Annotated in this window: 19 protein-coding genes and 1 pseudogene; 2 read left to right on the forward strand and 18 right to left on the reverse strand. The window is 73.6% G+C overall.

The genetic code is table 11. The features are described 5' to 3' along the window. Positions 1-36: 36 nt before the first annotated feature. Positions 37-1218, forward strand: coding sequence for an aminotransferase class V-fold PLP-dependent enzyme (locus OG994_RS17760; RefSeq protein WP_328850375.1), 1182 nt, complete (start codon positions 37-39; stop codon positions 1216-1218). A gap of 207 nt (positions 1219-1425) precedes the next feature. Here OG994_RS17760 and OG994_RS17765 read toward each other — a convergent pair. Beyond that, a pseudogene (locus tag OG994_RS17765) lies at positions 1426-2100 on the reverse strand (murein hydrolase activator EnvC family protein); the annotation flags it as partial. A 216-nt stretch (positions 2101-2316) separates the two neighbouring features. On the opposite strand from OG994_RS17765, the gene OG994_RS17770 reads away from it, so the two are divergent. Continuing rightward, a complete protein-coding gene (locus OG994_RS17770) occupies positions 2317-3447 on the forward strand; it encodes a sulfite oxidase (RefSeq protein WP_120328488.1) in 1131 nt (376 codons plus the stop codon). Between the two features lie 232 nt (positions 3448-3679). On the opposite strand, the gene OG994_RS17775 is transcribed toward OG994_RS17770, so the two are convergent. The 17 genes from OG994_RS17775 to OG994_RS17855 all read right to left on the reverse strand — a co-directional run bounded on the left by OG994_RS17775 (position 3680) and on the right by OG994_RS17855 (position 17424). Beyond that, positions 3680-4003: a DUF2469 domain-containing protein gene (locus OG994_RS17775; RefSeq protein WP_007075222.1), complete on the reverse strand. Its 324-nt coding sequence runs from the start codon at positions 4001-4003 to the stop codon at positions 3680-3682. Further along, complete coding sequence (locus OG994_RS17780; protein ID WP_328850376.1) at positions 4000-4905, reverse strand: ribonuclease HII; 906 nt, start codon at positions 4903-4905, stop codon at positions 4000-4002. The genes OG994_RS17775 and OG994_RS17780 overlap by 4 nt, the downstream gene beginning before the upstream one ends. Then, positions 4899-5384 carry an NUDIX hydrolase gene (locus tag OG994_RS17785; protein ID WP_328850377.1) on the reverse strand — a complete coding sequence of 162 codons (486 nt, stop codon included), beginning with the start codon at positions 5382-5384 and terminating at the stop codon, positions 4899-4901. The genes OG994_RS17780 and OG994_RS17785 overlap by 7 nt, the downstream gene beginning before the upstream one ends. Before the next feature lie 49 nt (positions 5385-5433). Continuing rightward, entirely contained in the window at positions 5434-6066 is a 633-nt protein-coding gene (gene lepB / locus OG994_RS17790; protein WP_120328491.1) for a signal peptidase I, read from the reverse strand. A 10-nt stretch (positions 6067-6076) separates the two neighbouring features. Continuing rightward, positions 6077-6949 (reverse strand): signal peptidase I, encoded by an 873-nt coding sequence (lepB, locus tag OG994_RS17795; protein WP_328850378.1) that lies wholly within the window; start codon positions 6947-6949, stop codon positions 6077-6079. 180 nt (positions 6950-7129) lie between these two features. Beyond that, on the reverse strand, positions 7130-7486 hold the full coding sequence (rplS, locus tag OG994_RS17800; RefSeq protein ID WP_120328493.1) for a 50S ribosomal protein L19: 357 nt from the start codon (positions 7484-7486) through the stop codon (positions 7130-7132). A 143-nt stretch (positions 7487-7629) separates the two neighbouring features. Beyond that, on the reverse strand, positions 7630-8403 hold the full coding sequence (trmD, locus tag OG994_RS17805; RefSeq protein WP_120328494.1) for a tRNA (guanosine(37)-N1)-methyltransferase TrmD: 774 nt from the start codon (positions 8401-8403) through the stop codon (positions 7630-7632). 56 nt (positions 8404-8459) lie between these two features. Continuing rightward, positions 8460-9020, reverse strand: coding sequence for a ribosome maturation factor RimM (gene rimM, locus OG994_RS17810; protein WP_328853742.1), 561 nt, complete (start codon positions 9018-9020; stop codon positions 8460-8462). A gap of 2 nt (positions 9021-9022) precedes the next feature. Further along, positions 9023-9283, reverse strand: coding sequence for an RNA-binding protein (locus OG994_RS17815; protein WP_192902124.1), 261 nt, complete (start codon positions 9281-9283; stop codon positions 9023-9025). Further along, complete coding sequence (gene rpsP, locus OG994_RS17820) at positions 9258-9704, reverse strand: 30S ribosomal protein S16 (RefSeq protein WP_328850379.1); 447 nt, start codon at positions 9702-9704, stop codon at positions 9258-9260. Before rpsP ends, OG994_RS17815 begins: the two co-directional genes overlap by 26 nt. A 324-nt stretch (positions 9705-10028) precedes the next feature. Beyond that, on the reverse strand, positions 10029-10676 hold the full coding sequence (locus tag OG994_RS17825; RefSeq protein WP_328850380.1) for a DUF402 domain-containing protein: 648 nt from the start codon (positions 10674-10676) through the stop codon (positions 10029-10031). A 76-nt stretch (positions 10677-10752) separates the two neighbouring features. Next, entirely contained in the window at positions 10753-12159 is a 1407-nt protein-coding gene (gene proS / locus OG994_RS17830; RefSeq protein WP_328850381.1) for a proline--tRNA ligase, read from the reverse strand. Between the two features lie 89 nt (positions 12160-12248). Beyond that, positions 12249-13328, reverse strand: coding sequence for an amidohydrolase family protein (locus tag OG994_RS17835; protein WP_328850382.1), 1080 nt, complete (start codon positions 13326-13328; stop codon positions 12249-12251). Positions 13329-13346: 18 nt separating this feature from the next. Next, a complete protein-coding gene (locus OG994_RS17840) occupies positions 13347-13529 on the reverse strand; it encodes a hypothetical protein (protein ID WP_328850383.1) in 183 nt (60 codons plus the stop codon). A 223-nt stretch (positions 13530-13752) separates the two neighbouring features. Then, positions 13753-15297, reverse strand: coding sequence for a signal recognition particle protein (gene ffh / locus OG994_RS17845; protein ID WP_120328500.1), 1545 nt, complete (start codon positions 15295-15297; stop codon positions 13753-13755). 253 nt (positions 15298-15550) lie between these two features. Next, the gene (locus OG994_RS17850) at positions 15551-16207 is read right to left on the reverse strand and encodes a response regulator transcription factor (protein ID WP_120328502.1); all 657 of its coding nucleotides are present in this window, start codon (positions 16205-16207) and stop codon (positions 15551-15553) included. Further along, a complete protein-coding gene (locus OG994_RS17855; RefSeq protein ID WP_328850384.1) occupies positions 16204-17424 on the reverse strand; it encodes a sensor histidine kinase in 1221 nt (406 codons plus the stop codon). The genes OG994_RS17850 and OG994_RS17855 overlap by 4 nt, the downstream gene beginning before the upstream one ends. Positions 17425-17427: the final 3 nt, after the last annotated feature.

Here is a 17427-nt window from a genome sequence, read left to right on the forward strand (position 1 = left end):
GACCGATCATGATCCACCGACGGTTACGATCGCCGGGTGAGCGTCCCGCAGCCACCGGAGCCGATCCCGGGTGCCCGCCTGCTCTTCTCGCTGGACCCGGCGGTCAGCCACCTCAACCACGGCTCGTTCGGCGCGGTGCCGATCACCGTGCAGCGGGCCCAGCAGCGGCTGCGCGACGAGATGGAGTCCAACCCGCTGCGCTTCTTCACACAGGGGCTGGTCGACCGGATCGCGCACACCCGCCGGCACCTTGCCACCTTCCTGGGCGCGGACCCGGACGGCGCCGCGCTGGTCGGCAACACCACCACCGGCGTCGCCGTGGTGCTCCAGTCGCTGGGGCTGCGCCCCGGTGACGAGATCCTGAGCACCGACCACGGGTACGGCGCGGTCGGCCTCTCCATCCAGCGGGAGTGCCGGCGCACCGGGGCGGAGAGCCGGGTGCTGCCGATCCCGCTGGAGGCCACGGACGAGCAGGTCGTCGAGGCCGTCCGGGAGGCTCTGCGCCCCGGTCGGACGCGGCTGCTCGTCGTCGACCAGATCACGTCGGCCACCGCGCGGCTCTTCCCCGTGGCCGCCATCGCCGCGACGGCCCGTGAGCAGGGCGTGCCGGTCCTGGTGGACGCGGCGCACGTACCCGGGATGCTGTCGGCCACCGTCGCGGGCGTCGGTGCCGACTTCTGGGTGGGCAACCTGCACAAGTGGGCGTACGCGCCGCGCGGCACCGCCGTGCTGGTCGTGGCCCCGCAGTGGCGGGAACGCATCGAGCCGCTGGTGGTGTCCTGGGAGCAGGAGTCCGGTTACCCGGCCCGCCTCGAATGGCAGGCCACCCTCGACTACACCTCGTGGCTGGCCGCGCCGGCCGGCCTGTTCACCCTCCGCAGTCTCGGCGCCGACCGGGTACGGGCGCACAACGCCGGGTTGGCGGCGTACGGCCAACGGGTGGTCGGCGACGCCCTCGGGGTGGCGCCGACCCACCTGCCGGACCCCGGCGGACCCGAGGTCGCCATGCGGATCATCCCCCTGGCACCGGGTCTGGCCACCACCGTCGAGGGGGCGCGGGCCCTCCAGCAGCGGATCGCGGAGCGGATCGCCACGGAGGTGGCCGTGACGTCGTGGAACGGCCGGGGTTGGCTGCGCCTCTGCGGGCAGGTGTACAACTCGCCCGAGGAGTACGAACGCCTGGCCGTGCGGCTGCCCCCGCTGCTCGCCCAACGCTGACCAGGGCCGACCGCGGCCGCCCCGCCGCTCCCCGACGCCGGCTCGGGCCGCGGCTGCCCCCTGTCGACCAGGGCCGGGGCTGCCCGCTGCTCGTCCGACGCCGGCCGGCGGCCCGATCGCGCCTCGGCCACGGCGACCGCGACCTCCGGGAACGCCTCGTCGTCGAGCGGGGCGAAAACCGGGCGGCGCAGCGGGGGCGGACCGGTGCCCGTCGACGGGTAGCAGGCGGACCGGGCCGAGACCGAGCAGCGCCAGCGGGTCGAGGTACTCCTCGCCGCGCTTCAGGCCCCAGTGCAGGCAGGCCGCCGCCGGGCAGCCCGGGTGGCCGGCCCGCAGGACGCCCACCGGTGTCCCGGCCGCGACCGGTTCGCCGGCGGTGACGGTCGGCTGCACCGGCTCGTACGTGGTCCGCAGCCCACCGCCGTGCGCGACGGTGACCACCGGCCGCCCGGCCACCGTGCCCGCGAAGAACACGGTGCCGGAGCCCGCGGCCCGCACGGTGGCGCCGGTCGGGGCGGCCAGGTCGACGCCCCGGTGCCCGGGTAGCCACGGCTGGGCCGGCGGATCGAAGCGACGCACCACCTGGGGCGACCCGTCGAGAGGCCATCGGAACCGAGCCCTCTCCCCCGGCTCGGCTGCCACCCACGACGAAGTCACAGCCCCCGAGCCCGTCGCCACAGAACCCCAGCCCGGGGCCGCGGAAGCCCAGCCGGGGGCCACAGAATCCCAGCCCGGGGCCGCGGACGCGGCGAGCGGCACCGGCGGTGCGGCCAACAGCAGGGCCAGGCCGAGCGGAACCGCCAACCGTCGCGCCGGAACGGCCCGACGGGACGGACGGGTACGCCGGAGCACGGCCGGAGGGGCCGACGACGGAGGTCGCATGACAGGCAGCCTGCCCGGCGAGGTCGGGCCACGCCGTCCCCTGTGGACAACGGACCGCCCTGTGGACGGCCCCCGTTCGCACGGACGATCTGCTAAGCACGTCCCGCGGGCCGCGTCTCCCCCGCTGACGTCGAGTCCGCCCTGCCCCGCCCCGGGCAGACGGCCCTAAGCTGGGGCCGGGCACGGCGGCCGCACCGCCGTGGGGACGGGGAGATCATGACGACGGTGGACGACACGACGCCTCGGAGCATGAGCGAGGTCAGCGGGCCCTCCCGGCTCGCCGGGCCCGACGAGGGGATCAGCACCGAGGAGTTGCAGCTCGCGGCGCGCAACCACGGCATCCCGCTGGAGGCGCTGCGCTACGACGTCACCCCGGCCGGGCTGCACTACCTGCTGATCCACTACGACATCCCGGACCTGGACCCGGCCACGCACGCCCTCGTCGTCGACGGCGCCGTGGCCCGCCCGCTGACGCTGAGCCTGGCCGACCTCCGCGACCGTCCCCGGGTCACCCGGCGGGTCACGTTGGAATGCGCCGGCAACGGTCGGGCACTGCTGCACCCGCGCCCGGTGAGCCAGCCGTGGCTGGTCGAGGCGGTCGGGAACGCCGAGTGGACGGGCACACCGCTCGCACCCCTGCTGCGGGAGGCGGGCATCGCGGCGGACGCGGTCGACGTGGTGTTCACCGGCGCCGACCACGGCGTCGAGCGCGGTGTCGAGCAGGACTACCAGCGGGCGCTCCCGGTCGCGGACGCGCTGCGCGAGGAGGTGCTGCTGGCGTACGAGATGAACGGCGCTCCCCTGCTGCCGCAGCACGGGGCACCGCTGCGGCTCATCGTGCCCGGTTGGTACGGGATGGCCCACGTCAAGTGGCTGCGGTCGGTCACCGTGCTCACCGAGCCGTTCGAGGGTTACCAGAACGCGGTGGCGTACCGGCTTCGGCAGGACGCCGACGACCCGGGCGTGCCGGTGACCCGGATCGAGCCGCGAGCCCTGGTCCGCCCGCCCGGTTTCCCGGACTTCATGTCCCGCGCCCGCGTGCTGCGCCCGGGTCCGTGCACTCTGGACGGCCGCGCCTGGTCGGGGCACGCCCCGGTGGTGGCGGTCGAGGTCACCACCGACGGCGGCTCCACCTGGGCACCGGCCATCCTGGACGAACCGACGGGCGGCGACTTCGCCTGGCGGCGCTGGCGCTACGAATGGTCACCGCGGCCGGGCCGCTACGTCCTCGGCGCCCGCGCCACCGACGCGTCGGGGCGCACCCAGCCGCTGGAGCAGCCCTGGAACCGGGGCGGCTTCGCCAACAACCTGGTCCAGCGGGTCGAGGTGACGGTCGTCGCGGAGTGACCCGTCGCCATCCGGCGCGCCACGACGCGGGCGCGCCGGACCGGCGGGAACCACGCCGGCCCGCCGCCCGGCGGGCCGGCGACGCACAGACGCCACGACGCGACGCGCCGGGACGGGCGTGCACCACGACAACGGTGCACGCGAAGATTTCATGATCGGTGACGCGGGGGTCGGTGCGGGGGCGCGGCCGGCGAGGTGGGGGATTCCGGCGCGGCCCGGTGGGGCGGGCCGGTCAGCCCCCGAAGCCCGAGTCGGCCGGCAGCGAGATGTCCGGCTTCTCCAGCTCCTCGACGTTCACGTCCTTGAAGGTCATCACCCGGACGTTCTTGACGAACCGGGCAGGACGGTACATGTCCCACACCCAGGCGTCGTGCATCTCGACCTCGAAGTAGACCTCGCCGTCGGAGTTGCGCACGTGCAGGTCGACCTGGTTGGCCAGGTAGAACCGTCGCTCGGTCTCCACCACGTAGGAGAACTGGCGGACAATGTCGCGGTACTCCCGGTAGAGCTGCAGCTCCATCTCGGTCTCGTACTTCTCGAGATCTTCCGCGCTCATCGCTCTCCGCCTTCCATGACCACATCTTCCCCCACCGGCGCCGGCGGTCGAGGCCGCTCGCCCAACGCCACGCCGACGGTACTCCCTGGCGCCCAGAAGCGCTCCATCGGCTCGTCCGGACCCTCCTCCGACGCCCCCGCGACGTCCCCGGACGGCATGTCCCGGATGTCGGAGAAGAGCGCATCCGGGAGGTCGGCGGAAGCCGCGTGCCCGACCACCGGCGCGGGACGCCGGGCCCGCGGCGGGCTGCCGTCCCGCCCCGAGACGGTCGCCACGTTCACGTACGAGAAGCGGTGCTCGCGGCAGGGGCCGTGCTCCCGCAGCGCCGCGGTGTGCTCCGGCGTGATGTAGCCCTTGTGCTCCGCGAAGCCGTACGCCGGGTAGGTCTCGTCCAGTTCCACCATGATCCGGTCCCGGGTGACCTTGGCCAGCACGCTGGCCGCCGCGACGCAGGCCGCCACCCGGTCCCCCTTCCAGACCGCCAGACCGGGCACGTCGAGGCCGTCCACGCCGAAGCCGTCGGTCAGGACGTACTCGGGCCGGGTCGTGAGCGAGGCCAGCGCCCGGCGCATCGCGGCGAGGTTGCACACGTGCAGCCCGCGGGCGTCGACCTCCTCCGCCGGGATGACCACGACGGCGTACGCGAGCGCCCGGGCGACCACCTCGTCGTAGACGCGCTCCCGGCTGGCCGGGGTGAGCAGCTTCGAGTCGGCCAGCCCGTCGATCTCCCCGCGGCGCCCCTCGGGCAGGATCGCCGCGGCGGCGACCAGCGGCCCGGCGCACGCGCCCCGACCCGCCTCGTCGGCCCCGGCCACGTGCCGGAAGCCGCGCCGCTGCAACGCCCGTTCGAGGGCGTAGAGGCCGGCCTCGCGGCGCACGATGGTGCGGGGCGGGGTCAGCACGGCACACCACCCGTCGGACCGTCCGCGCCGGCGAGGACCCGGGACAGGAGCGCCGGAAGGTCGCCGGGGTAGTAGCGCTCGCCGCTCGACGCCAGCTCGGCGGCCGACCACCAGCGGTGGCCGGTGACGCTGGCCTGCTCGACGTCGTTGAAACCCGTGGTGTCCACCTCCCACGACGGCACACGCACCAGGAAGAACTCCTGCTCCTGGCGGTACCACACCCCGTCGAACGGGTACTCGACCGTCTCCCGCCACACCGGCTCGCCCAGCTCGGCGGGGGTCAGCCGCAGCCCGGTCTCCTCGGCCAGTTCCCGTGCCGCCGCCGCGGCCGGCGACTCGCCCGCGTCGAGCCCGCCACCGGGGGTGAACCAGTACCGGTGCTCGGGGCGCGCCGGGTCGAACCCGGCGAAGAGCAGCACCCGGCCGTCCGCGTCGACCAGCAGCACACGTGCGGCGCGTCGAGGGGTGTAGACGGTCACCGCCCCAGCCTGCCAGACCCGTGGCCGATCGCCCACGGCCGCCCGGCCGTCACGGGTTCGGGATGCTGTCGTACTCCTTCGGCACGCTCAGCCACTTGGCCCGGCCCACCGGCCAGAAGACGGTGAAGGCACGCCCGACGACCTCGTCCTCGGCGATGGTGGCCGCCTCGATGTCCTGCCCGGACTGCTGCCAGTGCTCCAACGAGTCGCCCGAGGCCGAGCGGTGGTCGCCCATCACCCAGAGGCGGCCCTCCGGCACCGTGATGTCGAACGGCTGGTCGGCCGGCTTGTCCCGCTGGCCGTCGGCCGAGAAGATGTACGGCTCGTCCAGCGGCTGGCCGTTGATCACGAGGCGGTCCTCGGCGTCACAGCAGACCACGTGGTCACCGCCGACGCCGATGACCCGCTTGATGAAGTCCTCGCCCTCCCGGCCGCTCCACTCGACCGGCGCCTTGAAGACGACGACCTCGCCGCGGTGCGGCGACCGGAAGTCGTAGACCAGCTTGTTGACCAGCACCCGATCGTCGATCTTGAGGGTGTTCTCCATGGACGGAGAGGGGATGAAGAAGGTCTGCAGGACGAAGGCGCGGACCAGCACCGCGACCAGGATCGCCACACCCAGCAGGATCGGCAGCTCCTTCCAGAAGGAACTGCGCGGCTTGTCGGTCTGCTCGTCAATCACGCCAAGGAGCCTACGTTGCCCGGCTCGACGTCACCGTCCGGAACCCGCGAGTACGACGCAGCGCCGCCGCGAGAGGGAGGATCAGGAACACGCCGCCCTCCGGGGTCGGCCGGACGGGGGCCGGCTCGGCCGGCGCCGCGGCGGGCGGCGCGGCCACGTCCTCGAACGTGTCCGGGACGGACAGCGCACTCCACCGGGAGGACGGCCAGACCACGAGGAAGGCACGGCCCACGACGTTGTCGATGGGCACCGGCCCCTGGCACCGGGCGTCCTGGGAGACCAGCCGGTGGTCGCCCATCACGAAGATCTGACCCGGCGGGACGACCACCTCGTCGAAGCGCCGCGACCGGCACTCCTTCGGGTTCGGTGGGATGTCCAGCGGGGAGTCCTGGAGGACGTACGTCTCGTCCAGCGGCGTGCCGTTGACGGTGACCCGGCCCTGCGCGTCGCAGCACTTCACCCGGTCCCCGGGCACGCCGATGACCCGCTTGATGAAGTCCTTCTCGCCGGGGCGGCTCACCCCGACCAGGTCGCCGATGGTGCGGCCCAGCCTGTCGAGCGCGCTGAGCCGCGGCTCCTCGCCGACCTGCGGCGCCCACCGGTCGGTGCCCCGGAACACGACGACCTCGCCGCGCTCCGGGTCGCGTACGTCGTAGACGACCTTGTTCACGAGCACCCGGTCGCCGACGAGGAGGGTGTCCTCCATCGAGCCGGAGGGGATGAAGAACGCCTGGAGCAGGAACGTGCGGATCAGCACCGCGAGGCAGAACGCGACCACCAGCAGCAGGGGCAACTCCTGCCAGAGCGGCATCTGGCGCCGGGGCCGCCGGGCCCGCCGGCGCCACGGATCGACGGTGCCGTCCTCGTCAATCGACTGCGCCACGCCACTCCTCGATCCGCAGAAACGACACCACCGCCCGGGAGCCTCGACGAGGCCCCACGGGCGGCAGTGGACGACTTCCCGCGGTGTCGCGGGACGATGCCCTCGCTGCGCCCGCGCCGACCAGGGTAGTGCGGTGGGACCGGTGCGGCACAGGTGCAGCCAGGCGTGGCGGGCGGAGCGTCAGCTCGGCTGCTTCTCGCGCTTCTCCTTGATCTTGGCCTTCTTGCCCCGCAGCTCGCGGAGGTAGTAGAGCTTGGCCCGCCGGACGTCACCGCGGGTCACGACCTCGATGCGGTCGATGGCCGGGCTGTTGACCGGGTAGGTCCGCTCCACGCCGACGCCGAAGCTGATCTTGCGAACCGAGAAGGTCTCGCGCAGCCCGTCACCCTGGCGGCGGATGACCACGCCCTGGAAGATCTGCACACGGGACCGGTTGCCCTCGACGACCCGCGCGTGCACCTTCACGGTGTCACCGGCGCGGAAGTCGGGGATGTCGACCCGCTTCGACTGGGCGTCAAGGGCGTCCAGGATGTTCATCGCTGCGTCCTCGTGAGGCTCACGGCGCACCGTCAGTCGGTGCGCGAATGGGTGATTCTGATCCCCGGGTGGCGATCGGTGGAGCCGACCCCGGTCGAGGATCCTCGCAGCCGCCCGCGGCGCGGCCGACTGCGGCAACCCCTCTACTTTGCCACATCCCCCGGTGGCACCTGAAATCCGGCCCGCTCCAACGCGGCCCGGTCCCGTTTGTCCAGGCGTTCCGGGTCGAGCGCGGCGAGCAGGTCCGGACGGCGCACGGCCGTACGCACCAACCCCTCCTCCCGCCGCCAGCGGGCGATCCGCCCGTGGTCGCCCGAGCGGAGCACCTCCGGCACGTCGTGTCCCCGCCAGCTCGGCGGCTTCGTGTAGACCGGCGCCTCCAGGAGGCCGTGGGCGTGCGACTCCTCGTCCAGCGAGCCGGCGTTGCCCAGCACCCCGGGCAGCAGCCGGGTGACCGCCTCCATGATCACCAGAACGGCCACCTCGCCGCCGAAGAGGACGTAGTCACCGAGGGAGACCTCGGTGACCGGCATCCGGGTCGCGGCGTGGTCGAGCACCCGCTGGTCGATGCCCTCGTAGCGGCCGCACGCGAAGAGCAGGTGCTCCTCGGCCGCCAGCTCGTACGCCATGGCCTGCGTGAACGGCGTGCCCGCCGGCGTGGGCACCACGAGCCGCGGCGGCGTGGCCTCCGGCGGCACGAGGGCGTCCAGCGCCTCGCCCCACGGCTCCGGCCGCATCACCATGCCCGGTCCGCCGCCGTAGGGGGTGTCGTCGACCGTGCGGTGCACGTCGTGGGTCCAGGTCCGCAGATCGTGTACGGCCAACTGGAGCGTGCCGGTCGCCCGGGCCCGGCCGATGAGCGACAGCTCCAGCGGGGCGAAGTACTCCGGGAAGATCGACACGATGTCGACGCGCATGACGGGGAGGCTCCATCCGGGTGGTGGCGCGGCCGGGCCGGCGCGGCGGAAGCGCCCTACAGGTCGAGCAGACCACCGGGCGGGTCGACGACCACGCGCCCGCCGGCCAGGTCGACCTCGGGGACGATCGCCTTGACGAACGGGATCAGCGCCGTCTTCCCCTCGGGGCGGCGCAGCACCAGCAGGTCCGAGGCCGGTGCGTGGTCGATACGGGCCACCTCGCCCAGCCGCTCGCCGGCCGGGGTCACCACGTCCAGCCCGACGAGCTGGTGGTCGTGGAACTCCTCCGGGTCCTCCGGCGGCGCGATGTCGGAGCTCTCCACGCCGACGAGGGTGCCGCGCAGCGCCTCCGCGACGTCGCGGTCGAGTACACCCTCGAACGCGACGAGCAGCCGGCCCTGGTGCCACCGCGCCGACTCGACGATCAGCTCGGCGGGCACGTGGAACGGCACGCCGGGGCCGGGCGCGGGTGCGGGCGCGGACGCGTTGCCCGCCCCTGGTTCGGTGCGCAGCACCGAACCAGGGGCGAACCGCGCTTCCGGTTCGTCGGTCCGCACCTCCACGGTGACCTCACCGCGGATGCCGTGCGGCTTACCGATCCTGCCGACGATGAGCAGCATCAGTACGAGTCGACGATGTCGACGCGTACGCCGCGCCCACCGATGGAGCCGATCACCTGGCGCAGCGCCTTGGCGGTCCGGCCGGACCGCCCGATCACCGTGCCGAGGTCCTCCGGGTGCACGCGGACCTCGAGCCGCTTGCCCCGACGGGAGTCGACCATCCGGACCCGTACGTCGTCCGGGTGGTCGACGATGCCCTTGACGAGGTGCTCCAGGGCGGGGCGCAGTGCCACGTCAGCCCTGCTCGCCGGAGTCCGCACCGGCCTGCTCCTCGGTCTGTGCCGGCGCCTCGGCGGCCTTGGCCGCCTTCTTCGCCGGCTTCGGCTCGGCCTCGCTCAGCCCGGCCGCGGCCTTCGCCTCGGCCTCGTAGGCCGCCGTCCGGTCCGCCTTCGCGGCAGCGACCTTCAGCGGCGGCGGGGCCGGCAGGCCCTTGAACTTCTGCCAGTCACCGGTCAGCTCCAGCAGCCGCTGCACCGCCTCACTCGGCTGGGCGCCGACGGACAGCCAGTACTGGACCCGGTCCGACTTGACCTCGATCACCGAAGGGTCCTCCTTCGGCTGGTAGATCCCGACGAACTCGATCGCCCGCCCGTCGCGCTTGGTGCGCGAGTCGGCGACGACGATGCGGTACTGCGGGTTGCGGATCTTGCCCATCCGCAGAAGCCGGATCTTTACGGCCACAGTTGTTTCGCTCCTGTTGCGATCTCACCGGCCCGTTGGGGGCGGTGTGCACGGGTGAGCGCCGACCGGCACAGTGGGGATGGGCCGGAGACTGCTCGGTGGACTGGCGACGCGCCCGGGGTAGAGGGCGCCGGAGCGCGCGCCGGATACCAGCGACCCATTCTGCCAGATCCGGCACGGATCTCTCACACCGGAGGCGGCACAACCCCGCACAGGTCGCCGGAAGGGTGAGGCGTACCACACTCGCCGGCGCCGGGGCGGCGCGCTGATGCCGGCGACGGCGGCACGCGCCACGCGCGCGGCGCGGGACCTCCTGCCCGGCTCTCAGCGCACCGGCGGCCGGTCCCAGCCGGCCGGCAGGCTCTCCGGGGCGGTCCAGTCCGGCGGCGGTGTGAAGTCGCACCAGGTGCCGTCGAACGGGAACTCGCCGGCCTCGGCGAGCGCGATCACCCGCTTGCCCTCGGCGCGGACCGCCGCCTCGTCGGCCACCCAGTAGTGGTCGGGGTGGGCCAGCCGCTCGGCGAACTCGTCCTCGTCCTTCCACTCCCAGGTCCGGTCGGGGCGGATCACCACGTCCAGGTCCTGGTCGACCATGTCCACCCCGGCCACGTCACCGTCGTCCCAGCGGACGCCCGGTTCCTCCAGGTTCACGTACCAGTTGGCGAACCGGCCCCGCGCGTCCGAGAACCACCACACGGAGTGGGCCGCACCGGTGGGCAGGAACTTCAGCAGCGGCGGCCCGTTCCAGCGGTCGAGCGCGAGCGCGTACGACGAGGTGATCCACTCGGTGAACGGCACGGCCCGCATGCCGAGCCCCGCCTCGGTCACCTCGTACGCCACGGGTGAGTTCCGGGCGATCCAGATCAACAGGCCGCGCTCGTCGTCGCTCACGACCCGGCCCGGCCGGACCCAGCCGATCCGGCCACGCCGCACGTTGCGGTGCAGGATCAGCCGTCCTGTCTCGAAGCGCACCGGTCCACCCATCGCTCGTCGAACGGTGGCCCCTCCCGGCGGGCACGCCGCGAAGGGGCCCTCGCGTGCCTCGGGGTCAGTAGGAGCGGGCGAGGATCGCGACCAGGTCGGGCTCGTCCTCCGAGTCGGGCACCGAGCCGTCCGCGCGCAGCAGGCAGCGGACGGTCACGCCCTGCCCGTTCGCCTCGGCCTCGCCCTCGACGCCCACGGCCGACCACGGCACCCGGGCCCATCCGGTCGCCGCCGCCTCGATGGCCTCCGCGAGCGTGCTCACGTCGGTCGTGCGGGACTCCCGGAAGGCCAGCGCCTGGTCGTGCAGCGCCCGCTGGTCCTCCTCCAGCGCGGCGAGCACCGCCCCCACCACGTCGGCCACCGCCGTCGGGCTCTTCGACCCGTCCGTACGCCGGACCACCACGGCGTTCCCCGCCGCGAGGTCGCGCGGGCCGACCTCGACCCGGACCGGGTAGCCGCGCAGTTCGGCGTCGACGGCCCGGCGGCCGAACGGGGTGTCCGTGCGGTCGTCCAGCGCCACGCGGACGCCCGCGTCCCGCAGCGCGTCGCGCAGCTTGGCCGCCGCCTCACCGACGCCCTCGCCGTCCTTGACGACCATGACGTACGCCTGCACCGGCGCCAGCTTCGGCGGCACCCGCAGGCCGTTGTCGTCGCCGTGGCACATGATCAGGCCACCGAGCATCCGGGTCGAGGTGCCCCAGGAGGTGGTCCAGGCGTGCTCCCGGCCGCCCTCGGCCGAGGAGTAGGTGATGTCGAACGCCTTGGCGAAGTTCTGCCCCAGCTCGTGGCTGGTGCCCATCTGCAACGCCTTGCCGTCGCCCATCATGCCTTCGCAGGTGTAGGTGGCGATCGCGCCGGCGAAGCGCTCCCGGGCGGTCTTCAGGCCCACCACCACGGGGATGCCCAGCACGTTGACCATCAGGTCCTCGTACGCCTCGTGCAGGATCCGCCGGGCGTAGGCGCGGGCGTCCTCCCGCGTGGCGTGCGCGGTGTGCCCCTCCTGCCAGAGGAACTCGCTGGTCCGCAGGAAGATCCGGGGGCGCAGCTCCCAGCGGACCACGTTCGCCCACTGGTTGAGCAGCAGCGGCAGGTCCCGGTAGGAGTCGACCCACTTGGCCATGAACTCACCGATCACCGTCTCGCTGGTGGGGCGCACCACCACCGGCTCGGCGAGCTGCTTGCCGCCGCCGTGGGTGACCACCGCCAGCTCCGGCGAGAAGCCCTCGACGTGCTCCGCCTCGCGCTTGAGGTAGTTCTCCGGGATGAAGAGCGGGAAGTACGCGTTCTCCGCGCCGGCCGCCTTGATCCGCGCGTCCATCTCGGCCTGCATCCGCTCCCAGATGGCGTAGCCGGCCGGTCGGATCACCATGGTCCCCCGGACCGGGCCGTTGTCGGCCAGCTTCGCCTTCGCGATGAGGTCCTGGTACCAGCGGGGGAAGTCCTCCGCACGGGGAGTGAGCACGCGTGCCATGACCGCACATCCTATGCGCCCGCGGGCGCTCCCCCGCCACCGGCCACGCCCCTCACCCCGCCCCTTCGTCGGGTCCGGGGCGGGGTGGGTCAGCGGACGACGCGGCCGCGCAGGACGATGCGCGACGGCGTACGGACGACGCGCAGGTCGGCGCGCGGGTCCTCCGGGTAGACGACCAGGTCGCCGAGCCCGCCCTCGACGAGCCCGGGGAAGCCGAGCCACTCCCGGGCCCGCCACGACGCCGCCGCGAGCACGTCCACGGCGCTCATCCCGGCCTGCTCGTGCAGCAGCAGCATCTCCTCGGCGGCCAGCCCGTGGTCGATGCCCCCGCCCGCGTCCGTGCCCACGTAGATCGGCACGCCCGCCTCGTACGCCGACCGCACCACGGTCGGGAAGCGGTCGCGCAGGGCGAGCATGTGGTCGGCGTACCCGGGGAACTTGGCCCGCGCCTGGTCGGCGATCCCGCCGAACGTCCGGATGTTGATCATCGTGGGGACGAGCGCGGTGCCCTGGCGGGCCATCAGGTCGATCAGGTCCAGGCTGAGCCCGGTGCCGTGCTCGACCGAGTCCACCCCGGCACGCACCATGATCTCGACGGCCGACTCGGAGAACGTGTGCACGGCGGCGCGTACGCCCGCCGCGTGCGCCGCCTGCACGGCGGCGGTCATCGTGTCCGCGTCCCAGGCCGGGGCCAGGTCGCCCACGCCCCGGTCGATCCAGTCGCCGACCAGCTTCACCCAGCCGTTGCCGGCGGCGGCCTGCGCGGCCACCGTGGCGGTCACCTCGGCGGCCCCGACCTCCACGCCGATGTCGCGCAGGTAGCGCTTCGGCGGCGCGACGTGCCGGCCGGCCCGGGCCAGCCGGGGCAGGTCCGGCTCGTCGTCCAGTTCGGGGTACGGGAACGGGGAGCCCGCGTCCCGGATGGCGAGCACGCCGGCGTCCCGGTCCACCCGGGCCAGCTCGCGGGCCTGGTCGAGGGACGTGATCGGGGCGCCGCCCCGGGCGATGCCGATGTGGCAGTGGGCGTCGGTCAGGCCGGGGAGGACGAAACCGCCGTCGACCACCGTCTCGGCGCCGGGCACCGGCTCGAACGTCACCCGGTCGCCGACCAGCCAGAGATCGCGGACCTCGTCGTCGGGGAGCAGCACACCGCGCACATGCAGAGCCATGTGCACAGTCCTACCGGATCACCCGTCCCCGGTCGCCAGCAGGTCGTTCCTCCGCGCGGTGAGCACCGGCAGGTCGACCGAGACCTTCCACGGGCGCTCGGTGACGAACAGGTCCTCGGCGTGGGCCACCTGCTCGTACTGCCGGTCCGCACCGAGCGCGTACTCGGTCAGCGTGATTCGCTCCTGGAGCGGGTCCACCACCCGCGAGCAGCAGCTCGACGCACAACTCCTGGTGCACGGCGGTCGGCGACGGCACGATCAACCTTCCGTTGATCAGTTCGTACGGAAGGTCCCGGGGCAGCTCGCCCAGGTCGTCGACCGTCCACTCGTGCCGTTCGGGCAGGATCGGCGCCGCGGTCATGACATCTCCTTCCACGGGGGCGACCCGACCCCAGGCCGCGTCGCCCACCGTCACCGACACGCGTCAGCGGGAGCCCTTGTCCCCCTTGCCGAGCTTGTTGAAGTCGATCTTCGGAAGCTTGAAGCCGGGCGGGAGTCCCTGGCCGGCGAGGTCGTTCGGGTCCATGCCGGCCGGCAGCTGCGGCATGCCACCCGGGAACCCGCCGGGCATCCCCGCCCCGGTACGCGGACGCCCGCCGCCCTTGGTGCCCTTGCGCTTGTTCTTCGGGGACTTGGTCGCCTTGCGCCGGCCGCCGGGCAGGCCCATCATGCCGCCCATCTGCTTCATCATCTTCTGCGCGTCGGCGAAGCGGTTGAGCAGCTGGTTGACGTCCATCACGGTCACGCCGGAGCCGTTGGCGATCCGCGCGCGGCGGGAGCCGTTGATGATCTTCGGGTTGACCCGCTCGGCGGGCGTCATCGACCGGATGATCGCGGTGACCCGGTCGAAGTGCTTGTCGTCCAGCTCGGCGAGCTGGTCCTTCATCTGCCCCATGCCGGGCATCATGGCCAGCACGTTGGCGATCGGGCCCATCCGGCGGACCGCGATGAGCTGGTCGAGGAAGTCCTCCAGGGTGAAGGTCTCGCCGCCCATCAGCTTGGCGGTCATCTTCTCCTTCTGATCGGCGTCGAAGGCCGCCTCGGCCTGCTCGATCAGAGTGAGGACGTCGCCCATGCCGAGGATCCGGCTGGCCATCCGGTCGGGGTGGAAGACGTCGAAGTCCTCCAGCTTCTCGCCCGTGGAGGCGAACAGGATCGGCTGGCCCGTCACCTCGCGGACGGAGAGCGCCGCGCCACCACGGGCGTCGCCGTCGAGCTTGGAGAGGACGACGCCGGTGATGCCGACGCCGTCGCGGAACGCCTCGGCGGTACGGACGGCGTCCTGACCGACCATCGCGTCGATGACGAAGATGACCTCGTCGGGGTTGACCGCGTCACGGATGTCGGCGGCCTGCTGCATCATCTCGGCGTCGATACCGAGCCGGCCGGCGGTGTCGACGATCACGATGTCCCGGGCGGCCCGGCGGGCGTACTCGATCGAGTCCCGCGCGACCTGCACCGGGTCGCCGACGCCGTTGCCGGGCTCCGGGGCGTACACCTCGACGCCGGCCCGGCCACCGAGCACCTGGAGCTGCCCGACGGCGTTGGGGCGCTGGAGGTCGGCGGCGACCAGCATCGGCTGGTGGCCCTGCGCCTTGAGCCAGCGGGCCAGCTTGCCGGCGAGGGTCGTCTTACCGGAACCCTGGAGGCCGGCCAGCATGATCACGGTCGGCGGCTGCTTGGCGAACTGGAGCCGGCGCCCCTCGCCGCCGAGGACGTTGATCAGCTCCTCGTTGACGATCTTGATGATCTGCTGGGCCGGGTTGAGCGCCTGCGAGACCTCGGCGCCGCGGGCCCGCTCCTTGACGTTGGCGATGAAGCCCTTGACCACCGGCAGCGCGACGTCCGCCTCCAGCAGCGCGAGGCGGATCTCGCGTGCCGTGGCGTCGATGTCGGCGTCGGTGAGCCGGCCCTTGCCGCGGAGCTTGGTGAAGATCCCGGAGAGGCGGTCACTCAAGGTGTCAAACACGGAACATCCCGTTTGTCAGTGTTTCGGCGGGCATGGTGCGGCCGGATCCCTGGAGCACGGCCACCGCTAGGGTAGCCCGCCACCGACAGCCCGCGCTCCGCGCCAGCGCTCCCCCGCGTCCCTGCCGCCACCCACGCCACTCCGGCCCCGCCCGGCAGGATCGCGCTGTTTCCTGGACGCAGTGGCATCCCGGTCACCCGGAGGCCCCCACATCCTGGTTCGAGCGCGATCATGGGCCGCGCCGGGCGCGGCATCACGACTGGACCAGCCCCGACTGGTACGCGAACACCACCAGCTGGGCGCGGTCGCGCGCGGCGAGCTTCACCATGGCCCGGCTCACGTGGGTGCGCGCCGTGGCCGGGCTGACCACGAGCCGCTCGGCGATCTCGGCGTTGCTGAGCCCCTCGCCGACCAGCCCGACGACCTCCCGTTCCCGGTCAGTCAGCGTGTCGAGCCGGGGGTGGGGTCGGAGGGCCCGCGACGGCCGGGTGGCGAACTCCCGGACGACCCGCCGGGTCACCGAGGGCGACAGCAGCGCCTCCCCCTCGGCCACCAGCCGGATCGCCCGGAGCAGCTCGGCCGGCCGGGTGTCCTTGGTGAGGAACCCGCTCGCCCCGTGCCGGAGCGCGTCGAATACGTACTCGTCCAGCTCGAAGGTGGTCAGCACGATCACCCGGGTGTCCGCGAGCCCCGGGTCGGCGACGATCCGCCGGGTCGCCTCGATACCGTCCACGCCGGGCATCCGCACGTCCATGAGGACGACGTCCGGGCGCTCCCGCCGGGCCAGTTCCACGGCGGCCAGCCCGTCGGCGGCCTCGCCGGCGAGCGCCAGGTCCGCCTCGCTCTCGACGAGGGCGCGCAGGCCCATCCGGACCAGGTCCTGGTCGTCGGCTATCAGCACCTTGATCATGAGCGCTCCTCCACGGGCAGGCTCGCGTACACCCGGAAACCACCGTCGGCGGCGGGCCCGGCGTCGAACGACCCGCCCAGCGCGGTCACCCGCTCCCGCATCCCGGCCAGCCCCGAGCCGCCCACGCCGCGACCGACTCCGGCGCCGCCGCGCCCAGTGTCGGTCACCTCCACGGCCACCTCGGCGGGGGCGTAGCGGATCCGCACCGCGGCGGTCGCCGGGCCGGCGTGGCGCAGCACGTTGGTCAGCGCCTCCTGCACCACGCGGTAGCCGGCCAGGTCCACGGCGACCGGCAGCGCGCGCGGCTCGCCGCTGACCTCGACGGTGACCGGCAACCCGGCGCCGGCCAGCCGGTCGCGCAGCGCCGGCACCTGGGCCAGCCCGGGCGCCGGCGAGCGCTCGCCGCCGTCGTCGCCGCGACGGACCACCGCGAGCGTCACCCGCAGCTCGTCCAGGGCGTCCTTGCTGGTCCGGCTGATCGCCGTCAGCGCGCTCTCCGCCCGTTCCGGCTGGGTCGGCATGAGGTGCAGGGCGATCTCCGCCTGCATGTGGATGGCGGCCAGACCGTGCCCGACGACGTCGTGCACCTCCTGCGCGACCCGCAGCCGTTCCTCGTCGGCCAGCCGGCGGGCCTGCTCGGACCGGTTCCGGGCGGCGGCGTCCCGGTTGAGCCGTACGGTGACGCCCACCGCGAACGGGACGACCACCCACGCGGCGCCGGGCACGAGCCCCACCAGGCCCGGCGCGGCGCCCGCGGAGAAGAACATGTGCACGAGCAGCACGGCCAGCGCCGGGCCGGCGGCGAGCGCGGCGGGCCGGACCGGCAGGTACGCCGCGACCGTGTACACGGCGACGAAGAACGCCACGAGGATCGGCCCGTACGCGTGCCCGAGCACCAGGTACACGGCCGTCGCCAGGGCGGACACCGCGAGTGTGGCCCGGGGCCAGCGGCGGCGGACCGCCACGACGAGCGCCGCCACCGCCACGGCGGCGTACGCGGCCCCGTCGGGCGGCACGGTGCCGGGCTGGTTGTCGCTCGCCGGGCCGGTGCCGACCAGCCCCATGACCAGCAACAGGAGGGCGAGCACCGGGTCGAGGAGGCGGCTGCGCCACCGCACCACCCACGGTGCGGCGCCGTGCGTCCCGTCCGGGCCGGGGCGGCCCGCCACCGCCCCGGCCCGGGTGCCGCCGGGCGCAGCCGGCTGCGGGGTCTCCATGTC

Source organism: Micromonospora globbae (genome assembly GCF_036184225.1).
Taxonomy (GTDB): Bacteria; Actinomycetota; Actinomycetes; order Mycobacteriales; family Micromonosporaceae; genus Micromonospora; species Micromonospora globbae.

Bases quoted from the DNA above. Each gene is read 5' to 3' on its own strand.
- rplS (WP_120328493.1), bottom strand. From the start codon at position 7,486: ATGAACATCCTGGACGCCCTTGACGCCCAGTCGAAGCGGGTCGACATC.
- OG994_RS17770 (WP_120328488.1), top strand. From the start codon at position 2,317: ATGACGACGGTGGACGACACGACGCCTCGGAGCATGAGCGAGGTCAGC.
- OG994_RS17855 (WP_328850384.1), bottom strand. From the start codon at position 17,424: ATGGAGACCCCGCAGCCGGCTGCGCCCGGCGGCACCCGGGCCGGGGCG.
- OG994_RS17850 (WP_120328502.1), bottom strand. From the start codon at position 16,207: ATGATCAAGGTGCTGATAGCCGACGACCAGGACCTGGTCCGGATGGGC.
- trmD (WP_120328494.1), bottom strand. From the start codon at position 8,403: ATGCGCGTCGACATCGTGTCGATCTTCCCGGAGTACTTCGCCCCGCTG.
- OG994_RS17835 (WP_328850382.1), bottom strand. From the start codon at position 13,328: ATGGCTCTGCATGTGCGCGGTGTGCTGCTCCCCGACGACGAGGTCCGC.
- OG994_RS17775 (WP_007075222.1), bottom strand. From the start codon at position 4,003: ATGAGCGCGGAAGATCTCGAGAAGTACGAGACCGAGATGGAGCTGCAG.
- proS (WP_328850381.1), bottom strand. From the start codon at position 12,159: ATGGCACGCGTGCTCACTCCCCGTGCGGAGGACTTCCCCCGCTGGTAC.